This is a genomic window from Dactylosporangium sp. CA-233914 (assembly GCF_050942935.1).
Classification (GTDB): Bacteria; Actinomycetota; Actinomycetes; order Mycobacteriales; family Micromonosporaceae; genus Dactylosporangium.
The window spans coordinates 5,210,436-5,230,793 of sequence record NZ_CP192030.1 but is presented as its reverse complement, the minus strand read 5'-3'; the positions used below and the strand labels follow the sequence as shown (position 1 = coordinate 5,230,793).

Sequence of the window (20,358 nt, the reverse complement as noted above, 5' to 3'; positions counted from 1 at the left end):
GCGTTGCCGTTTGCGATCATGGGTTGCGCCGGGGTCGTACGACCCCGGACGATGACGGCGGCACCCGTCCACACGACCCGGGACGGCACCCGTTGACCTCGCTCTCCGACATCGGTCACCCGCGCGGCACACAGCCGGCCGGCCCGATCGACCCGGCCGTCGCGCCCGCCGCCGTATGCCGGTCGCTGCTGCTCGGGCGGGGCGCGGTCGTGCTCGTCGCGGCCGGGTCGGGGCTGCTCGTCGTCGACGAGGCGTGGCGGGTCGCCGCCGTGCTCGCCATCGCCGCCGCCGCGACCGTCGCCATGGTCAGTGTGCTGACCCGGTGGCCGCAGACGGTCCGGCATCCGAATCTCGTGCTGCTCGCCGACCTCGGGATCGCGGTGGCGGTCCTGGCGGCCGGGCGGGCCGGCATGGCGTACTTCTGCTGGCTCGCCGGCTCGGCCGCGATCGCGGGCGCGCTGCAGGGGATGCGGGGCGCCCCGGTGTGGTTCGCGCACTCCGCGCTCGGATACGTCACCGCCGGCGTCCTGCTGCGGACCAGCCCGACCTCGGCCGAGGTGACGGCGTTCCTCGCGGCGTTCCCGGTGATGTGCGTCCTGGCGGGGCTCGGCGCGGCGACGGCGACGAAGGCGCTCGTGCGGTTCATGGCCCTGAGCGTCGACGCGATCGGCCGGGCCCAGCAGTCGGCGGCGGCCTCCGAGCGGGCCCGGCTCGCCCGCGAGCTGCACGACTCCGTCGCCAAGACGCTGCGCGGGATCTCGTTCGCCGCTGTCGCCCTGCCGGCGTCGCTGCGCCGCCACCCCGACCTCGCCGAGCAGCTGGCGACAACCGTGTCGAAGGGCGCCGAGGCGGCCGCCCGCGAGGCCCGGGAGCTGCTGGAAGGCCTGCGGGTCGACGCCGCCGACCAGCCGTTCCCGCAGACGGTCCGGGCCGTGTGCCGGCAGTGGTCGCAGCGCTCGGGGATCGAGGCCGCCGTCAGCGTCGCCTCGGTCGAGCCGCCCGTCGACGTGCGGTACGAGCTCGGCCGCATCCTCGGCGAGGCCCTCGCCAACGTCGAGCGGCACGCCGAGGCGACCCGGGTCGCGGTCCGGCTCGCCGGCGGCGCCGGGCGGGTCGAGCTCACCGTCAGCGACGACGGGCGCGGGTTCCAGCCGCGGGACCCGACAAGCTGGCAGGCCGACGGGCACTTCGGGATCGTCGGCATGCACGAGCGGGCCCGGCGGGTCGGTGGCGAGCTGCGGCTCGTATCGGCACCGGGGACCGGGACGACGATGACGGTGGTCGTGTCGTACCGCCCCTGATGCCCTGCCGATCAGGCGGGCTTCTTCTCACAGTCCACCACGACCATCGCGAGTTCGTGCAAGGCTTCGTCGAGCAGGACCTTGGCCACCGGCCCGAACTCGTATTTCTCGTCTTCGATGACCTTCAGGGCATGCCGGCGCTCCTGCATCCAGTCGGCACGGCGGGCACCTTCCAAGCACAGGATCGCCTTCCGGTCGTCCTCGCTGAGCTCCACCTCGCCGGTCACCAGTACGGTCTCCGTCGCGATCTGCAGCACGACCTCGGTGTCGGTGCCGGCGTCCGCCCGCCGCGCGGACCTGATCAGCCGCTCCAGCGGCTCACTCGGCACCGCGTCCCGCCACGCCGCGAGCAGCAGGAGCCGGTGCCGCTCGGCCAGTCGCCGCTGGCCCAAGTAGTCGAACGCCACGTCGGCATGGCCGGCCCGGGCCAGCTCCAGCACCGCTTGAAAGACCTTCAGCCGGTGATCGTTCGGTGACCGGTCGGCGATCTCCTCCAGCCGGCGCGGCAGGTCGTCGGCGAGCAGGAGCGCGCGGTGTTCGGTGAACACGCCCCGCGCCGCGGCCCAGTCTCCGGCCGACAGCCAGTCGGCCAGCTTCGCCGGCGGCCGGTCCGGCTCCGGCATGGTCTGCGACAGCGCGTGGGCGTGTTCGACGGCCGATCGCAGCTCCGCCAGCTCGAAGCTGTCCGCCGGCCCGGCCGGACCCTCCACCTGCCACTCGTCGTCAAGGCGCGCCGACCGCTTGTACACCATCGCGACCTGCTGCTGCCGCATCGCCCGCACCACGGCGTCCACGGTCCGCGACAGGAACACGACCGGCTTGTGCCCGCGCCACCGCAGCTGCTCGACCGCGGCGATCAGGTCCGGCAGCGCGTCCGCGCTTTCCATGGCCAGCACCGGGAAAGGCACCGCCTCCGCCACCGTGCGCAGTGTCTCGCGGCCCCGACCGACCGGGGCCTTCCCCGCCCCGATCACGATCAGCCGGCCGTCCGTCGTCGCCGTCGACGGCACCTGCGATTCCTGGTCTTGCACCGCCTTTGCCCCGGACAACGGCGCCGGGCTGCCGGGATCGGAGCTGGTGTAGGAACCGGAATCGGTGCCGGAGTCGGCGCTTCTGGGGCGCTTGCCCGTGCCGACCATCTCGATCTGGCCGCCCGCACCGAATGTGCCGGTGCCGGGGACTCGCGTCAGATTGCCGGTCGCCTCGCCGAACCGCTGCTTGGCGAAGTGCTCCGGTTCGGCGTCAGGGGAGAACCACACCCACTCCCCCGGCTCGCCGTTCGGGCCCGGCAGCAGGCCGATGTTCGCGCTCTCGTCGCCCAGGAACATCATGCCGTAACGGCCGACCCACGCGCCGCGGCCCAGCTGGTCGACCGCGGCCTGGGCGCGGGACCGGCCGTCGGCCCCCAGATCCGCCGCTCCGCAGCCCGGCAGGATCACGAAGTCACTCGCCCGCAGGTTGCGCACACTCGGCCGGCGGCGCAGCCGGCTGCCCAGCGTCGCCCACGACTCGCGATCGTCCAGGAACCGCACCTGGTCACCGTCGCCGTGAAACGCCGCCACGTAGCCGGTCCCGAGACTGTCCCACGGCACCACCGCCTCGTCGGATTCCGGGTACCAGCTCACGGAACCATCCGCACCGACTTGCCGGATGCGCGCGAACCACCGGTTCGACAGGTCGATCCGGTCCAGGCCCAGCCGCGAACGCTCCGCCGGGTCTACGAACGCCCGGCCCAGGCCGCCCGCCGCCTCGATCCGCCAGCCCTCCGGATCGGCGGTCCCGGCGGTTTCGGCCGGGACCGTCAGATCGGCAAGGGTGTCGGCCCAGTCGACGGTCGAGTCGACCGGCTCGGTCAGGTGCGCATCGACGGTGCCCGCGGTCGGCAGGAACAGCACGTCGACGCGCCCGCCCACGGGCAGCTCCGCCGGCGCCGCCGACAACGGGTCGACGAAGACGACCTCGCCGTGGCGGCCGGTGAAGACGTTGAGCAGTCGCACGATCGGCATGCCGAGATCATCGATCTTGCGGTAGATGACGAAGCCCTGCCCGGGTGCGGTCGCGAGCTGGTGGATGACGCCGTCGAAGCCGGACACGGGGTCACCGGACGGGCTGAGGAACCGGACGAATCCGCCGCTGTCCGGGAAGTGCAGCGCGAGTTCGCCGGGCAGCGCCTCCCACGGTTCCGGCGCAAACGCTCCGGGATCGCCCGCCCCTGCTCGGTGCCGGTCCAGAGCGAACGCACGGGTGTACTCGTCGACATCGTCGACCGGCGGATGGGAAACCCCGGCGCGCGGGACGCCGGAGTGTTCCAGGAGCAGCAACCGCGCCGCGTTCGTCGCCGGGTCCGGGGTGCTCGCGGGTCCGGACGACGCGTGGACGACCGTCACGGTCAACCCGCCGGGCAGCGGCCACGCGGTGCCGGCCTCGTTCAGCAGCGCCGCGTGCAGTCCGGCCATCGCGCCCGGAACGCCGCTTTCGCCGGCCAGGTCGTATGGTTCGGCGGGCCGGCCGAGGATGTTCCACGCCTCGACGTAGTGGCGAACGATCGACGGCTTGAGCGCGCCGATCCACTGACCGCTTCGCGCGGCGAACAGCAGGAAGCGCCCGGCCGCCGTCTCGCCGAGGTCGCTCAGTGCCGGCGGAGGCCAGCTGAACAGCTCGTCAAGCGTGTCGCCGCCGACCGGCACGAAGCTTGCCGGGGTTTCGTCGGCGGTCGGGAGATACAGCACGTCGACCGTGTCGCCGGCGGGCAGTACGGCCAGCGCTGGGGCCAGCGGGTCGACGAAGACCACCTCGCCGTCCTTGCCGGCGAAGACGTTGAGAACGTTGCCGGCCGGGTCGCCATCGGCTCCCCTCGTGCGGTACACCACGATGCCGCGGGCTGCGGGTACGGATGCGATGTGGTTGATGACGCCGGCGAATCCCGGCACGACCCGTCCGGCGTCATCGAGGAACCGGCCGAACCCGTCGGCCGACGCGATCGCCCGCACGACTTCGTTGACGGTCTTCGGCCTCAGTTCGTCGAGCCGGTACCACTGCTGCGTGTCGAACGACAGGATCGCGTCGGCGTTCAGTGCGCGGTGGAACCGCACCGCCGCACCGGCCCCGGTGACACCGTCGGTGCCGGGCAACAACCTGTGGAGATGGAGGTACAGGTTCTCGTGCGCAGTCGGGGCGGTGGCGGACTCGGCCGCGTGAACGATTCGCACCGGCGTGGTTCCCGGCCGCTGCCGGGGGGTGCCGACGCTGCCGAGCAGGGTCTGCCGCAACGGGCCGGCGTCGGTCTTCCCGGACGTGACGTACGAGAAGTAGGCCCGGCGGACCTCGGGCGACAGGCCGCCGATGTCGATCCGGTTGAACGCGTCCTGGTAGATGTCGACCAGTTGCGTCACGCGGAGGTTCGGACCGAGGTACTCCAGCAGGCTCAGCGGGCCGCTGACCGTGTCCGGATCATCGAGCTGGTCGGCGTCAGCCAGCGCCTGCCGGAGGTCTGCGGTCGACGCGTTGCGCGGGGTAGCCTGGCCGAGCCGGAGGTATACGCCGAACAGCCACCGTGATGTCACCCCGAATTCGCGCGCTTGCCGCGCGATCGCCTCGGTCATGCTGGTTCGCTCGACGAGCACGTCGAGGATACGCACCGCCGTCCGCATCGAGAATTTCGGCTGTTGCCGCAGCGCCCGGAACGCGTTGCGACCCAGCCCGAGTTGCGTCGCCTGCCAGAGTTCCACGCGCACACGCAGTTCGTCGGCCATGTCTGACCAGCGCAATGTCAACCCGGAGTCATGCATGGCCTCCAGCAGCGTCGGCGAACCGACGCCGATGGCAGAAGCCCGCTCCGCCAGCCACTCGAACCACTTCGACAGCTGCTCGTCCAGGTCACGGCTGTGCTCGAGCAGCCTCAGGATCGGCGACACGTACGCCGAATCGACGCCGAACCTCGAAGCGACGCGGAAGAGGGTGTGGACATCGGTTCGCAACCTCTCGGCCCGCGCCGGCAGATGGTCGGGAATCCAGCCGAACACCCGGACGTACTGCCACACATTGTTGAAGGGCTCGCCCGGCATGGTTTCGGTGGTGAACGTGTGGAGCTGATGGTGGATCAGCCACGGGCGCTCGACCAGGTCGGCTTCGATCTCGGTGGCGTCGACGCCCAACGTCGCAGACCAGTGGTCGGCCCGCGTCCTGGCGACAGTCTTCGCCAGGGTTTCGGTCGGCACCCCCACGATCGACCGATGCTGGTCGGCCAACTCCCGCATGACCAGCTTCGCCTCGGCCGGACTCAGGTCGTAGCGTTGTACAGCCTCGGCCATCGCGATGAGCAGCGGGCCCAGGCTGCGCGGTGTCGACCGGTGCTCGCCGGTGGCGATGGTCGCGGCGACGTCGGCCACCGACATGGTGTTCAGCCGCTGCAGGTCGTCGGCGTCGTTGAACTCTTCCAGGTGCGTGCCCAGCTGTGACGCCAGTGCCAGCAGTTTGCCCGGTGCGTCGACCCCGAACCGCCGCGCCGCTCTCGCCACGTCGACAACCGGCCGGCGGGTCGCCAGGCTCAGGGCCGCCAACCGCGGCCATCCGACGCCGAGCAGGGCGGCCTCGCGTCGCAGATCGCGGATGTCCCATCCCTCACCGGCGACGAGTGCGCCGAGCAGGATGGTGTACCCGTCAGGTGCTGCCGCAAGGACCGATTGCAGCTCGGCCTCGGTGAGGTGCAGCACCTCCCGCAGCCAGGCGGCGAACCGCACCGGCATGGCTTCATCCGGCGTCTCGAGCTGCTCGACGTCCTCGACGCCGAGGCCCTCGTCGGCCATGAACGACAGCAGGAAGCCCGACGACGTGTGCAGGCGTCGGCGTTGGTCGCTGAGCCATTGGCCCCAGCGTGATGCCAGCTGCGACGGCGGGATCTGCCAGTCATGCTCGAGCAGTGGCCTCAGCAGCCGGGGATCCACCTGCTCTGACGGTTTCCGGTCGTAGGTGGTCAGGAACTTGAGGAGCACTTGCGGGGGCAGGCCCGCACGGCCGGACAGTTCGGTGATGTCGGCCGGCACACGGCCGATGTCGAGGCTGAGCTCGCGCAGATCGCTGAACGCCCCCAGGCCGCGCCGGGCCAAGGTCTCCAGATCGGCGGGCCGCAACCACGGCCGATCCAAGAGGTCGTCCTCGACATCGTCCTCAGTGCGGTGGAACATGCTTGCCAGCACTCCGGCGCGAAAGCGAGTAATCTCCGCTCCGGCCACCTCACTGCGCGTGAGCTGACCGATCGACATGCCCGCGTCCCGCAGGAACCTTGGCAGTTCCACCATCTCCACGGCGGCGATGCCGAGTCGTTCGACGATCGTGGCCGCCGGGAGCAGCCGAGAGGCGAATCGCGGACGCGGCGGGTGGGCGGCGGACCATTCGGCGTCGGCGCGGAACCCGGATAGGATCATGTCCAGTGCGGCGGGCCAAGCGCGGGCCGGCACGGCGGCAAGCCACTCGATGACGTCCGTCGAGATGTCTCCCGGCTCGGCGTCCAGCCGCGCGGCAACGGTCATCAGCCGCCGGTTCACGGCAGCCGACCAGCCGCTGAGCTGCGGATCCAAATCGTCGGGAACCATGCCGTTGCGCACGCTGAACGTGGCCAGCCAGGTGAAGCTCACGTCGAGGCGGGCGGCGAGGCCAGGGAGCCGCTCGACGCCGTCGGGGTGCACGACGCCCGCGGCCTGCGACCGGATGAGACCCATCATGATCTCGATGATCCGCAGCGGGACTGCGTCCTGCTCCGGCGCGAACCCGAACACCAGCGCTGCCCAGTCGCGCAGATGACGACGAAGCTCGTCCTCGTGCCCGGGCGAGGGCAGCGCAACACCGAGGTCGGCAAGTGCCTCACCGAGCCAGCCGGCGGTCCAGCCGACCGCCTCGGCGGCCTCGTGGAGCCGTCGCCACCACCGCGCCGACGCCGACCACACGGGTTGTGTCAGGTCAGCGGCGTCGGCGACAACGGCGATCACCCGGGGTGGCATTTCACTTTCCACCGCCAAGCTCAGCAGCGTCGCTGCCGGAATGCCGAGGGTGGCGGCGATGGCCGGCGCCGCGTAGGGCAGCTCCGCGAATATTTCGCGCGCGCGGTAAACGTCCTCCACCCGCAGGTCGTTGCCGCGAGCGAAGCGCAGCAGCTCCTGAGCTGTGACATTCCACTGTTGCAGGTTCCGCTCAACCCCGAGCGGGGCGACACCGGCGGCCTTCGCGAACCGCAGCGTCAGCCAGGTTTCGACCAGTTTTCTGCCGCTGGCGAGGGGGTCAACGACCTCCGCCTCGACGACCGGCCCGTCTTCCCCGTCGACGTCGAGTTCCGATCCGGCGTCCGAGACCTCCACCTCGACGGCCGGCCCATCTGACCCATCGACATCGAGTTCCGATCCAGGGAAACGGGCGCGGTTGGCGTGGTCCTCGTCCAGCCAGGAGAAGAACGACCAGATGTCGTCGCCGGCGAGCGCGTAGTCGCGGTCGAGGTCACGTGCCCAGTCCGGGTACTGCTCCACGATCGCGAGGTGCACGGCAGCGGCTTCGGTGGGCAGCGCCGGCGGGACGCTGCGACCCCTGACCGCGGCGAGGCCGGCCTGGTGCGTACGCCAGCGGATGAAGCGGGCCACCAGCCGCGGATCGACGTCGAGGTCCCGGGAGGCGCTCAGGAGCACCGCGACCGGCACTGCGCCGTCTGCGCTGTCCGCCAGCGCCAGGATGTCGTCCGGTGCCCGTTTCGTGGTAACCATCACGTGCAGCAGGTCGTGCACGACGTCGCGGGCGGGCGCCGGGTGCCGGGATTGGCGGATGCGTTCCCGGACGGCCCGGGCCAGCTCGGCGACTCCGGCCAGCCGGCCCGCCCCGGGCGCGGACGCGTTGAGCGAGCGCAGGCCGTCGGTGTCGTGCAGGTCGCGGACGTCGACGCCGGCCAGCGAGGCCACCGCCAGCAGCCGCACCGGATCGTCGACGCCGAACCACTGCGCCAGATCGGGCAGGTCGACCGGGACCCGGCCGATCCGGACGCTGTACGCCGCGAGGAGGTCGGAGCTGATCCTCAGTCGTGCCGCCAGCTCCTCCAGCAGGAGGACGTCCGGGGGTTCGACAGCGGCGAACTTCGTGATGGTCGTGAAGAGCTGCTCGTGCTGCTCATCTGTGAGCTCGACGGCGAACCGGGACGCCTCGGCCGGCGAGACACCCCAGAGGACGGCTCGCCACAGCAGCGGCGCACCGTCGTTGATGACCGGCGATTCCGTGTGCTCGGCGAAGACCAGGCCGGTGTCGGACATCAACGCCAACACGTGTTCCTTGCCGAGTTTCAGCGCTCGGCCCCACGTGTCGATGGCCCGCCCGCGCCGGTCCCGCTCCTCGGCGGTGGGTATGGCCAGCCGGCCTTGAACGGTGAAGGGGGCCAGCAGGTGCGGAGGTGTGCTCCCGGTCAGGGCCAGCTTCGCCAGCTCGGCGGGGGCCACCTGCCACGCGGCGGCGAGGTCCGGCAGTTCGAAGGGCACACGGCCGGTCATGGTGGCGATCCCGAGCATGTCCTGCCACGAGACGCCGGTCGCGGCGGCGAAGTCGGCCACGGCGTCGAGGTCGAGGTGGCGCTGCTGCTCGATGACCTGGCCGATACGGTACTCAGACGTGCCGAAGCGGCCTGCCCACCAGGGCAGGAGCAGTGCGTTGTAGGGGTCGTGGGAGGCGAAGGGATCCGTGGGCTCCCGGCCATTCCGGGGTGGCGGCGGCGGGCCGAGATCCTGGCTGGGGGACAGCCATGGGAGGGTGTGGTCGAGGAGGTCGTCGAGCGGGTTGAACAACGGCGAGCGGCGCAGGGCCAGCGCGGCCCACCGCAGCCGAGTCCGGAACAGCATCTCGTTGCGGCTGTCGATCTTGCTGTGGCTGACCAGGTAGAAGAAGTGCGCGATCCCGTCCTCGTCGGCGGGGTACGACGTGCCCCGCAATGCGATCGTCGCCACCTCCCGCAGCGTGGAGAGGATCTCGGCGGCGGGGATCCCGCCCGGGAACAGCGCTGACTTGGTCCGGCGGATGAGGCCGCGGAACGGCAACAGGTGCCGCGGGTCCGCGCGCAGCTCGGCCGCCAGCGCCAGCAGCACGGCCGGCGCGGTGCCGATCCGGTATGCCAGCGAGCCGAGATCCGTCGGCAGCCGGCCGATCCGCACGGTGAGCGTGACCAGCCGCGCGACCAGCTGCACCTCCTGGTCCGGGTCCACCCTCAGACCGAGCCGGTTGGCCAGGTCGGCGATGTGGTGCGGTCGCACGCCAAGGCCGGCCAGCGCGTCGTCCTCGTTGTAGGCCGGCGGGTCCTCGACCACCGCGTGGACGGGCAGCGGACCCTCGACCACCGGCTCCAGGAACAGCGGATCCTCGGCCGCCGCGTCGTAGGCCGGTAGCGATTGCTCCTGCCCGGCGCGCGGGAGCCGGGCGATCAGCGCCTCGGCCGCCCCGAACGGCTGCGAGCTGAAGGCCCGGGCGACCAGCCCGTTGCGGTGCCGGCCCGGCGGCAGCACCGTCAGCTCCGTCGGGACGAAGCCGAGTTCGCCGGTCAGCTTCAGGTACGGCTCGACCTGGGCCGCGTCGAGGTCGAGAACCACACCCAGTGCCCGGCGGACCGCTCCGGCGAGTCGTTTGACCCAGTGAGGCATCCGCTTGCGTCGCTCGTCCGAGGTGGCTGCGGAAAACTCCACGTCGGGATGCTCGTCCGCGAATCGCGACGCGGCCGCATCCAGGTGGTCACCGTACAGCTCGGCCAGATCCTCCGGCACGGTACGCAACTCGTCAGCGAGCGCATGAAGCCAATCCAGGGAGACGAGCCGCCACTGCCGGACCAGCCCGACCGGATCCGTGGGCTCGGCTATTCGTTGCCGTTGCCGGAGCAGCAGCCGTTCCACCGTCGCGGCCGGCAGGTCGTGCAGCAGTTCCAGCGACGTGCCCCGCCCGATCACGGCGGCGAGGACGGCCAGGTCGCTCGGGGTGAACTCGTGCCGGACGCCGAGCTCCAGCAGCCACACCAGGTCGGCGTCGACGTGCACGCCGAGCGTCGTCAGCCGCGTGCGGAGTTCGTCGAGCATCCGCCCGGTCCCGAGGCGTGCCGTGCCGGCCACCGCCCTGAGCTGGTTGCCGATCACGCGGAGACTGCGCGGGTCGACGCCGAGCTCCCGCACGAGCAGGTACAGGCTCCACGGATCGTCGAAGCCGAACTCGACGGCCAGCTCGGGCAGGTCGTCGGGCACCCGGTTCGTCACCTGGCTGAGCCGGATCAGCGCGTCGATGTGCTGCGATCGGGCCGTCTCGGTCGGGCTCCGGCCGGGGATGCCGAGTGCCTCGATCAGGCCGGGCAGCCGGGCTCGGTCGAGCCCCAGCGAGCCGTGCTCCTCGAGCCTTTCGAGGTGCTGCGGACTGTAGAGGCCCGGCGGCCCGGCGGCACTCGCGTCGTCGAGAATTCCCGGCGGGAGCGCGTCGACCGGCACCACCACGCCTTCGAGTTCGGCCGCCACCGGCTCCGGCGGCCGCGCGTAGGGAAAGTGCCGCACCGCCGTGCCCTCGGCCACCGCGAAGACCGGCGCCGGGGGTCCCGCGTCGTGCGGGCCCTCGGCCACCTCGAAGACCGGCACCAGGGCCGGCGGTCCGGCGTCGTCCACCGGGAGTCCGGGCTCCACGGTGCCGTCGGGCCGGCGCACCCCGAGGCGTTCGAAGACGATCAGCTCGGTCCGCGCCAGCTTGGTGATCCGGTCGGCGAACTCTGGTCCGGACCACCGGTCGCTGTCCATCGTGGTGATCAGTGCGACCGGCCCGGCCTCGAGCGGCCGTCCGAGCCCCTCCGCGACCGGACCGAGCGCGGCGACGAACGCTCCCGCGTTGTCCAAGCCGTACGAATGGCCGTCCCAGAGCAGCTTGTCGTCGCGCACGTGCACCACGATCCCGAACACCTCGCCGAGGTTCGGCAGCGTCTCGGCGAAGCTCAGATGCTGCTCGCCGGGCACGTCGATGGTGTCGCCGGGGGGCAGGTAGACGCCGGCGGCGATGCGTTCGGCGGCGGACGGCGGCCCGAGGTTGACCACGGGCGTGCCGGCCGGCAGCGCGTCGCGCAGCGCGGCCACCCGCCGCGCCACGGCCGCCGGGGTGACGACGCCGCGGACGCCGTGCATGAGTCGTGGCGGTGCATCCGCCGCTGCCGCCGGGCCCAGCGCCGCCGGGACGTCGCCGGGCGCACCGGCCGGGCGCACCCATAGCCCTCGGGGGAACACCTGGACGACCCAGCCACCGGTCAGGGCGTAGGTATCCGGCTCGGGGGTGCGGCGAAGCCGGAACCGTCGCAGGACACTCGCATCGTTCGGGGCCCCGCTCGGCAACACCCGCAACGTCGTGGCGAACGGCCGGAACGTCGGGAGGCCTTCGGCGTCACGGTACTCCAGCCGGGCGTCGCCGAAGCCGGCGATCGCGCTGAGCGGCAGTTCGATCGGCAACGTGAGGCGGTTGGCCGCGGTGAGCGCGTCGGTCGCCGACGGCAGCGGCTGCAGCGCACCGGTGTCGATCACGATGGCGGCGCGCAGCAGCGGCGAAATCCCGGTCACGAACGGTACGAGAAACTGCTCCAGCGCGGAGGGGTTCAGCAGGTCGCCGTCCAGCACGATCCGGGTCGCCTTCCCGGCCGGACGGGACTTGGCGTAGTTCAGCACGGCCGAACTCACCTCGCCGGGCGACGAGCGAAGGCGGATCACGGTTGCCCGTTGGGTCGGCCACGGTCGCAGTGCCGGGCAGGGATTCAACGGCTGAGCTTCCGTCGTCACCTCGGTCCACGCCCCTCGTCCGGCGCGGCGGGCCCGCGCAAGGATCAACGTAGGTCCGACCGCCGGGTCGGCCACCAGTCCCCGTTCCCGCCGCCGCCGTCACCCGGGCAGGGATCGTCCGGGTCAGGCGGGAACCGCAGCCGCGGCGGTGACGTCTTTGCAGTTGACGACGAGGTCCGTCAATTCCTGGAGGACAGCGGTGAGGCGGTCGGCATCGGCCCCGGCCAGCTCGGTGATGGCGGCGCCGATCGCGCGCCGCTCGCGCAGCCACGCCTGGCGGCGTTTCGGATGCAGGCAACGCAGCGCCTTTCGTTCGGCCGGTCCGAGATGATCCAGCCGACCCAGCGCGAGCGTCGTCTCCGTCGCGACCAGCAGCACCACGTCCTCCGGGTCGATGCCCCGTCCGTCCGCCCGCCGCGCGGCCCGGACCAGCGCGGCCAGCAGTGCCGGCAGGCCGGGGTCCCGGGGGGCGCCCAGCAACAGCCGCCGCCGGGCATCCGGGTCCTGCTCGCGGAGGTATTCGAACGCGAGCTCGGCGTGGCCGGCCCGGGCCAGGTCCAGGATCGCCCGGAAGGTCCGCAGGCGATCGTCGTACGGGTGCCGGGCGGCGATGGTGGCCAGCCGGTTGGACGCGTCGTCCTTGAGCAGGGCGGCCGGGAACTGCTTGTACACGTCCCAGGCCTCGGACCAGTCGTCGGACCGCAGCCACGCGGCGAGCGCCGCCGGCGGCCGGTCCGGTGCCGGCATCGCCTGCGACAGGGTGCCGGCTTGTTCGAGGGCACGGTCCAGTTCCGGCCTGGTGTGGCTGCCGGTCTCGCCACCCGGCCCCTCGACGTGCCATCGGTCGTTGAGCCCGTCCGACCGCGGGTACACCACCGCCACCCCGTGCCGCGCCAACTCCCGCTCGGCAGCGAGGTCGGCGCCGGCCGGCAGGAATACGACGGGTGCCTTGCCGCCCCAGCGCTGCCGCTCGACGGTTGCGAGCAGTTCTGGCAGCGCCGTGTGGTGTGCGAGCACCAGCACGGGTACGTCGGGCAGCCCTTCGGCGGCCAGGTGCAGCACATCCCGCACCGGACCGGCCGGGACTTCGCCGGCGCCGATCACGATGAGGCGGCCGTCGAGCGTCGCGAAGCGCGGCAGCCGCGGGGTGACGTGGTCGAGGGCCAGCAGCACGCCGCCGCGGATCGTGTTCAGCGCCGCCGTGAAGCGCCGGGAAGTGTCCGGATCCCCGGTGGACACCAGCAGGATCGGCTCGTCGCGGGGCACGATCGTGTCGGCGATCGAGGCCAGCGCTTTCGGGTCGATGAGGACGGTGCGCTCGTTCCCGGCGGCGTCCCGGACGCCGACGTGGGCGAACAGGCCCTCGTGGTGGACGACGAGCACGGCATCGGTGCCGTCCGGCAGGTGTGCGATGCCGTCGGCCAGTTTGGCGGCCGGCAGGATGGCCCGGCCGGGCCGGCCCCCGGGGACAGCATGGATGACCAACTCGTCCGCGTCGACCCGCCAGACCCCGTCGGCGCCCCGTTCGACGGTGGTCGCGACCCCGATCACCCGCCGTTCGCGCAGCGCGGCACGCAGTTCCGGGCCGAGCGGCCGGATCGCGCCGTCGGGGGCGATGGACCACCAGTCGCTCTGGTCGCCGTGCGCGTCCTCGGCGAAGGCGTTGACGGCGGTGCGGCGGACCGGGCGGTCGGGCACGACGACCTGCCCCGTGCCGGTGCGGGCGTAGGCCTCGGCGAACAGCCGGGCCCCGTCGACGCTGCCGGGCGCGTCGAGCGGAACGAGGATGAGGTCGGTGTCCGGTGACACGGCGTCGGCCGTGTGCCGCCCCCGCAGGGAGGCCGGGGTGAACACGGTGCCGTCGAGCGCGGTGACGACGCTGCCGTCGGCGGCGAACGTGCCGACCACGCCGAACACGTCGGACAGGCCCAGCATGTCCATGGATTCGTCCGTCGGCGGTGCCGCGGGCGGGTCGAGGACCGTGTGGTGGGCGCGGATGATGTCGGTCGCCGCGACCCACCGCCGGCGGGGCGCGCCGTGCTCGTGCCAGGTGTCGGAGTCCTTGCGCCGGCGCCGGGTGACGCCGGTGACCTCGAACAACACGTGGCGGTACATGATCCGGTGAGCGGACGGGGCCTGGGGGTCGGGGCCGATGCCGGAAGTGTCGCCGAGCGGGTCGGGGACCAGCCGGGGCGCGCGGCGGGCATGGCTGACCCCGGCGGCGGCGGTGGTGTGTTCGGCGCCGGACTGGGCGGCGAGGCGCCCCGGGGAGAACACGCCGGTGGCGCGGTTGCCGAGGGTCGCCCCGTGCTTCGGGTCCACGACGCCGGGCGTGTCCTTGACCCGCCAGCCGAGCTGCAGGGCGAGGCTCCACCGGCGGCTCGTGGTGGCGGTGAGCTCGGTCGACTCCGTGTGTTTGGTGAACCGCTCCAGGTTCACCTTGGTGGCCTCGCCGAGGGGGACGGGGGTGCCGGTGGGGGTGCCGTCGTCGAGCCGGTCGGTGACGGGTTGCCAGCCGGTGGCCCGCAGCGGCCGGATCGTGAGGACCTCCTCGTAGACGTGCACGGGGTCGCGGCTGTCCACCGGGAACGTCCGCCGGTCGCCGGTCGCGGTCGAGATCCGTTCGTGAAGGGTGGCGGAGCCGAGGCCGGAGAGGTACTCCTTGACGGCCCCTTTGGCGAGCCGGGTGTTGTCCGCCTTCTTGAGGACTTCGAGGGCGGCGATCGTGATCGGTCCAGCCGCGCCGGACACCATCGTGCGGTGCACGGCCGGCGGTTCGGTGTACAACCGCGGCCACGCCTGGATCCCGGCCGCCGTGAACGACCCCAGGGCGGGGTGCGGCGCGGAGCCGGCCAGCGGGTCGCTCGTGAACCGGCTCGCGGCGCGCAGCCAGTCGGGCGTCTGGCCGTTGACGTGCGGGGCGGTGGTGGCGTCGTGCTGCAGCAGGTCGAAGTCGACCGACATCTCCGTCCAGCCATCCGCCGGGGCGGCCGTTCGCCCGGACGGCCGGACGAACGACTGAACTGCCGACCAGGCGGCCGAGATGCCGCGCAGCATGACCGGTCCGATGCCGGTGACGAGGCTCTTGTCCGGCTGCGAGAGCTCGACCCGCACGGCGAGGCGCAGCGGCACGTCGCCGAACCCGGCGGTGCCGTCGGCCGTGCGTTGCATGTACCGCTGCGACGACTCGTGCTTGTTCTGCTGACCCCGGCCGCGGCCGCCGCGCCGCTCGAAGGTGATGCCGGGCAGGCCGGCTTCCTCGAGGGTCGACACGCCCCGCGGAACGCCGCTGACGACGACGCCGCCGTTCCATCGGGTGCCGGCGGTGAAGCCGTCGGAGCGGCCCTCGGCGATGAGGCCGTGGTTCTCCATGTCGACGTCGGCGGTGACCCGGCCGGACAGGGTGCGCAGTCGCGGGTCCGGGGTGGCGTCGGCGACGAGGAGCACCTCGGCCTGGACGAGTCCGAGCGCGGTTGTCGTGACGAACACGAAGGAGGCGAGCGGAATCTCCCCGGCGGGGTTTCCGGTCGTGCCGGATTTGAACCACTGCGCCACCGCCGGGGACACCACCGCGGTCGACACGAGGTTGGCCAGGTTCTGGTGGACGCCCGGCAGGTAGCTCACCGAGCCGGGATCCATCGCCCCCGGTACCGCGTCGTTGACCGCCTTCAGGCCGGCGTCGAGCAGCTCGCGGTGTCCGCCGCGGGGCCGCACGTCGGTGATGGTCGCGTCGCCGAGGCCGTGCCGGGCGGTGACCCACCGGGGCAGGAACCGCACGTCGGGCCCGGTCGCGAACCGGCCCGCCGCCCGCAGGGTCCGGTCGGCCAGCGTCTGGCGGTACAAGGCGTGAATCCGGTCCTGGACGTGCTGCGGGAGGCCGCCGACGAGCGTGTCGACGCTGGCGTGCGGGGCGAGCCGGTGCATCGCGGCGAGCATCTTGACCAGCGTGCCGAGGCTGGCATGGACGGTGAGCGCGTCGGGGACGGTGACGTACCCGATCGCGAGCGTCGACATGTCGGACAGCAGCGACGCGGGGGTGGCCAGGACGTTACGCGGCGCGCCGCGGACGATGGCGACGTAGGTGAGCGCGGCGTGCAGCGTGTACGTGTCGCCGGTGAACGTCCAGGTGCGGTCCTCGCTGCTCTCGCTCCCGTGCGACCGCTCCCGCCGCTTCGGCGCGCTCCGGCCGCCGCTGGCCTGAGGCGCGATGTTCCAGTGGTCACTGATCGGGACGACCGGGCCGATGCTGCCGCCGGCGCGAAGCGCGCGTTCCTGCCCTGTTTCCGCGGCCGAGCCGCCGCTGGCGACGGTGGTGTCCTCGATATACATGGCGTTGGTCTCGACGCCGGTGTGGTTCGGCCGGTACTGGAAGATGCCGGGGAACGCCCGCAGCTGCACCCAGCCCTCCCACTGCGACAGCATCCCGGGCTCGAACAGCTGGTCCGAGGCGTACACCCCCCGCATCGCCTGCTCGATCGCGCCGGGCAGCCGCGCCGGGGACGCGAAGACCCGCATGGCCTGCGCCGACAGGCCGGCCTGGTCCGCCGGGCCGGTCCCCGTTGCGAACACGGCCTCCAGCAAACGCGTGAGCAGCCGGTTCACGTCCACCGACCCGCCGACGAAGGCCATGCCGGGAAGTTTCGGCGGCGGCTCGGTCGCCGGCCGCAGCCCCGCCTCGATCTCGGCCAGCTTCGCCTTCGTGGGCTTCGCCACGACCGTGATCGGCGGCTCGGCGGGATTGGCGGCCCGGGAGGTCAGCATCCGGAAGTCCGGGACCAGCAGCGTCACGCTGCCCCGTTGCGGGTTCGCGGCGGTGAGGACCGGGCCGGCGGTGCCCTGCCGGCGGATCTCGGCGACGAGCTCGAACCGCACGACGGTCCGGTGCTGGGAGCCGCCGGTCGGGGAGGCCACCACGGACTCTTGCTCGTACGCCCCGCCGAGGTGCAGGGTCCGGTCGGCAGAGGCGGTGTACTGCAACGGGCCGGCCGCCGCGGAGAGGGGGATGTCGTCCGTCACGCCGATCATGACGTCGCCCTGGACGAGGCCGTGGGCGCTGTCGCCGGTCTGGTGGGCCAGGTCCATCGCGACCTGCCGGTCCCACAACCGCCAGACGGTGAGGTCCTCGACGACGCCGGTGCTCTGCGTCGTGCCGACCCGCCGGACGCGCCAGCGCACGACGACCCGCTGGACGCCGGTCAGCGTGGTGCGCGTGAACGGCTCCCAGATCCCGTGGCCGTCGAGCTCGTCCCAGGCCGTCTCGCGATGGTCGGCGGTGGTGACTTCGAGGTAGCGCCGGTGGTTGGCGAGCTGCTCGTCGGTCGCGGACGGTCCCGCCGCGATGAACCCCTGCTGCTTCAGCCAGTTCCCGATCTCGTCGTCGACGGGTTCGGCGACGGGCTCGCCGGGACCACGGTGCTGCGGCGGGTGGAGCGTGAATTCGGCGGCATTGGCGAGTCCGGAGCCGCCACCGTGCTCGACCCCGGCCGGCGGGAACAGCCCGGGGACCGGTGATGCGGCCGTGAGCGGCGCGTGCCGGACCCGGACGCCGGGCTCGCCCGTCTCGGCGCTGTCGATCCGCAGCGGCTGGGCGCCGGCGGGCGCGCCGACCAGGGTGATCAGCCAGACCAGGTTGGCGTCGGCGACGCGGATCGGCCGGGCCTGGCTCGCCGTGGCCGAAAGGCCGCTGCCGAGCCCGGCGCCGCCGTCGGCCATCAGGGTGTCGGCGGTGAACCCGCCGATGCCGCCGCCGACGTGCAGGCCGCCGGCCGAGCCGGGTACCCGGCCGATGGTCTCCTCGTAGGGGTGCCGGGTGCCGGTGATCCCGATGGTGCCGCTGACTTCGGTGGCGTTGCGGATGGTGGCGGAGCCGCCCTCGCGCACGTAGTGCCGCCGCCACATCTCCATCCACCCCTGCCGCTGGAGGGTGACGGTGCGGTACTCCTCGACCGTCGGCAGCTCCAGCCGCAGGAACCCGACCGGTTTGCCCTTCCGGTCGTACAGCGGCTCCGACAGCAGCCCGCCGGCCCGCGCCTTCGCGAACCCGGCCCGCAGGTTGCGGCCGCCGACGAAGCGCAGCAGCGCCCGCAGCGACGCGACGTTGAGCTCCTTGAGCCGCGGGTAGTGGCCGGCCAGCCGGGCGTGCAGGAACTCCGGATCGTGGAACCCTTCGGCGGCAACCAGCTGCTGGGGCAGCGGCGTCGGCCGGGCCGCGCTGGTGACCTGTCCCGGCGGGCGGGCGATGTGGTGCGGAAACCAGACCGTCAGCGGCTCGGGATCGGTCCGGGTGGCCGGCGCGGTCGCGGCGGGCGCGCCGAGGACGGCCTCGGCGGCGGTCACCGTCCACGTCACCACGTAGCGGTGGGCGTACTGCTGCTCGCGGAGCCGGTGAACCTGCAGCTGGGTCGTGCTCTGCTCGGTGACCTGCCGGCGATGGTACTGGTTGAACGTCCAGCGCAGGGTCACGGCCAGCAGGATGACCCGCAGGAACGTCAGCATGCCCATCCCCCAGGCATGGACGTACGACAGCGGCAGCTCGCGGTAGGTCGTGGCGAGCTGCTGGGCGAGCCCGATGATCTGCTGGAGGTAGCGCAGGTCGCTCTGCATGTCGCCGGGGCGCACCGGCAGCTCGGCATGAGCACCGTCGGGAAGGCGCCGCAATCCGGCGTTGAACCGCAGCTGGACGGCGTGGTCGTGGTCGCCGAGCAGCAGCGCCCTGCCGGTGGCGGTGCGCAGGCCCGGCAGTTCGACCTTCACGAACTCCAGCGTGATCCGCTTCCGCAGCTCGTCCAGGATTTTCGGCGGTACCCCCCTTCTCCGGCTGCCGAAGTAGTCGGCGAGGGCCTGCTCGGCGGTCTCGATGAGCCGTGCGACGTGACCGTTGGTGAGCTCGTCGACGGTGCCGGCGTCGAGCATGGCGAGGGAGCCGTCGCCGAAATCGGTGAGGTCGGCCTGCCGGCCGATGCGCCGCCGCCAGGCGGTGACCTCGCCGGCCAACCGGTCGGCGGCTTCCCGCAGGGTGCTCCGGTTCGCCTGGGCCGCGTCGCGGCGCCGCGCCGCGTTGTTGACCGCGTTGTGGGCCTCCAGCAGCGCCGAGCCGGCCGCGTCGCGCCGCCGGGTGTACTCGGCGACCAGGTCGTCGGCGGTGCGGTGGCCGGCGCTGGGCCCGGCCGGTCCGGCGAATCCGTCAAGCTCCAGCTCGGCGGCGGCGAGGTCCCGGGCGAGACCATCGGCGCGATCCTGGTACCGGGTGACCTCGCCGGTGACCTCGAACAGGCGCCGCCGGGCCAGCTCGACGGCGGGTTCGTCGGGCTGCTCGGCCAGTTGCCAGGCCTGGTCGAGCGTCTCTTGGGCGGCACGTTCGAGGGCTGTGGCCGCGCGCACGGCGTCCTCGGCCTCCTGGTGCTGCCGTCGCAGGCCGGCGGCCTTCGCGGCGAGCCGCTGGACCGCCTGGAGCTCCCTCGCCCGCCGCCGTAGCTCCTCGGTACGTTCGGTGAGGCTCGTCCTGGAGTCGTCGGAGGCGGTCTCGCGGTCGGCCACGGTCCGCTGCGCGACCTCGAGGACCGTGTCGGCCTCGTCGCGGGCGCGCAGCGCGGCGGTGTGCCGGTCGTGGGCCTGAGCGGCGGAGAGCGTCAGGTGCGGGTCGCGAACCGGGGTGGGCGGCAGCAGCCAGGCAACCTCCGCGTTCTGACGCGTGGCGGGGCGGCCGGCGGAGTCGCGGTACTCGATCCGGTTCTCGTCGGCGCCGGTCGCGGCCGGCGCTCGCAGCTGGACCGGCACCGCGAGCCGCTCGGCGGCGGCGAGGGCGATGGCGGCCGTCGGCGGCGGGTCGAGCACACCGGTGTCGATCGCGACTCGACGGCGCACGGCCGGTGCCAGGCCGGCGACGTACGGCACCAGAACCCGCTCCAGCATCGGATCGGTCAGCAGGTTCTCCTCCAGCACGAGCCAGATCGTGCTGCCGGCCGGGCGCTGCCTCGCGTATCGCAGCACCCGGTCGTCGATGTCGCCGGTCCGTGCGCGGCGCCGGATCACGGTGCTGCGCTCCGTCGGCACCGGCCAGATCGCCGGGCAGGGGTTCAGCGCCAGCGGTTCCACTGTCACGGGCTGACCGTACGACCGAGCACCGGGGAGGCAGCTAGTCACTACTTCACGTCGCGGCAGTCATCTAGACACGGACGGTTCACGTTTCGTTCGTGTTTCGTTAACCATCGCGGTAGGCGAGCGGGGTCAACGCCGGGGCAACACGAAGCCGCGCCGGG

Annotated in this window: 3 protein-coding genes; 1 reads left to right on the top strand and 2 read right to left on the bottom strand. The window is 72.6% G+C overall.

What is annotated here, in order from left to right:
- Positions 1 to 92: 92 nt before the first annotated feature.
- A complete protein-coding gene (locus tag ACQPY0_RS23005; RefSeq protein WP_432992190.1) occupies positions 93 to 1,301 on the top strand; it encodes a sensor histidine kinase in 1,209 nt (402 codons plus the stop codon).
- A gap of 11 nt (positions 1,302 to 1,312) precedes the next feature.
- Here the strand turns inward: ACQPY0_RS23005 and ACQPY0_RS23000 are convergent, their stop codons facing one another.
- Together ACQPY0_RS23000 and ACQPY0_RS22995 are read right to left on the bottom strand one after the other, a co-directional pair.
- Positions 1,313 to 11,989, bottom strand: a complete 10,677-nt coding sequence (locus ACQPY0_RS23000; protein ID WP_432992187.1) for a hypothetical protein — start codon at positions 11,987 to 11,989, stop codon at positions 1,313 to 1,315.
- A 234-nt stretch (positions 11,990 to 12,223) separates the two neighbouring features.
- Positions 12,224 to 20,200 carry a hypothetical protein gene (locus tag ACQPY0_RS22995; RefSeq protein ID WP_432992184.1) on the bottom strand — a complete coding sequence of 2,659 codons (7,977 nt, stop codon included), beginning with the start codon at positions 20,198 to 20,200 and terminating at the stop codon, positions 12,224 to 12,226.
- Positions 20,201 to 20,358: the final 158 nt, after the last annotated feature.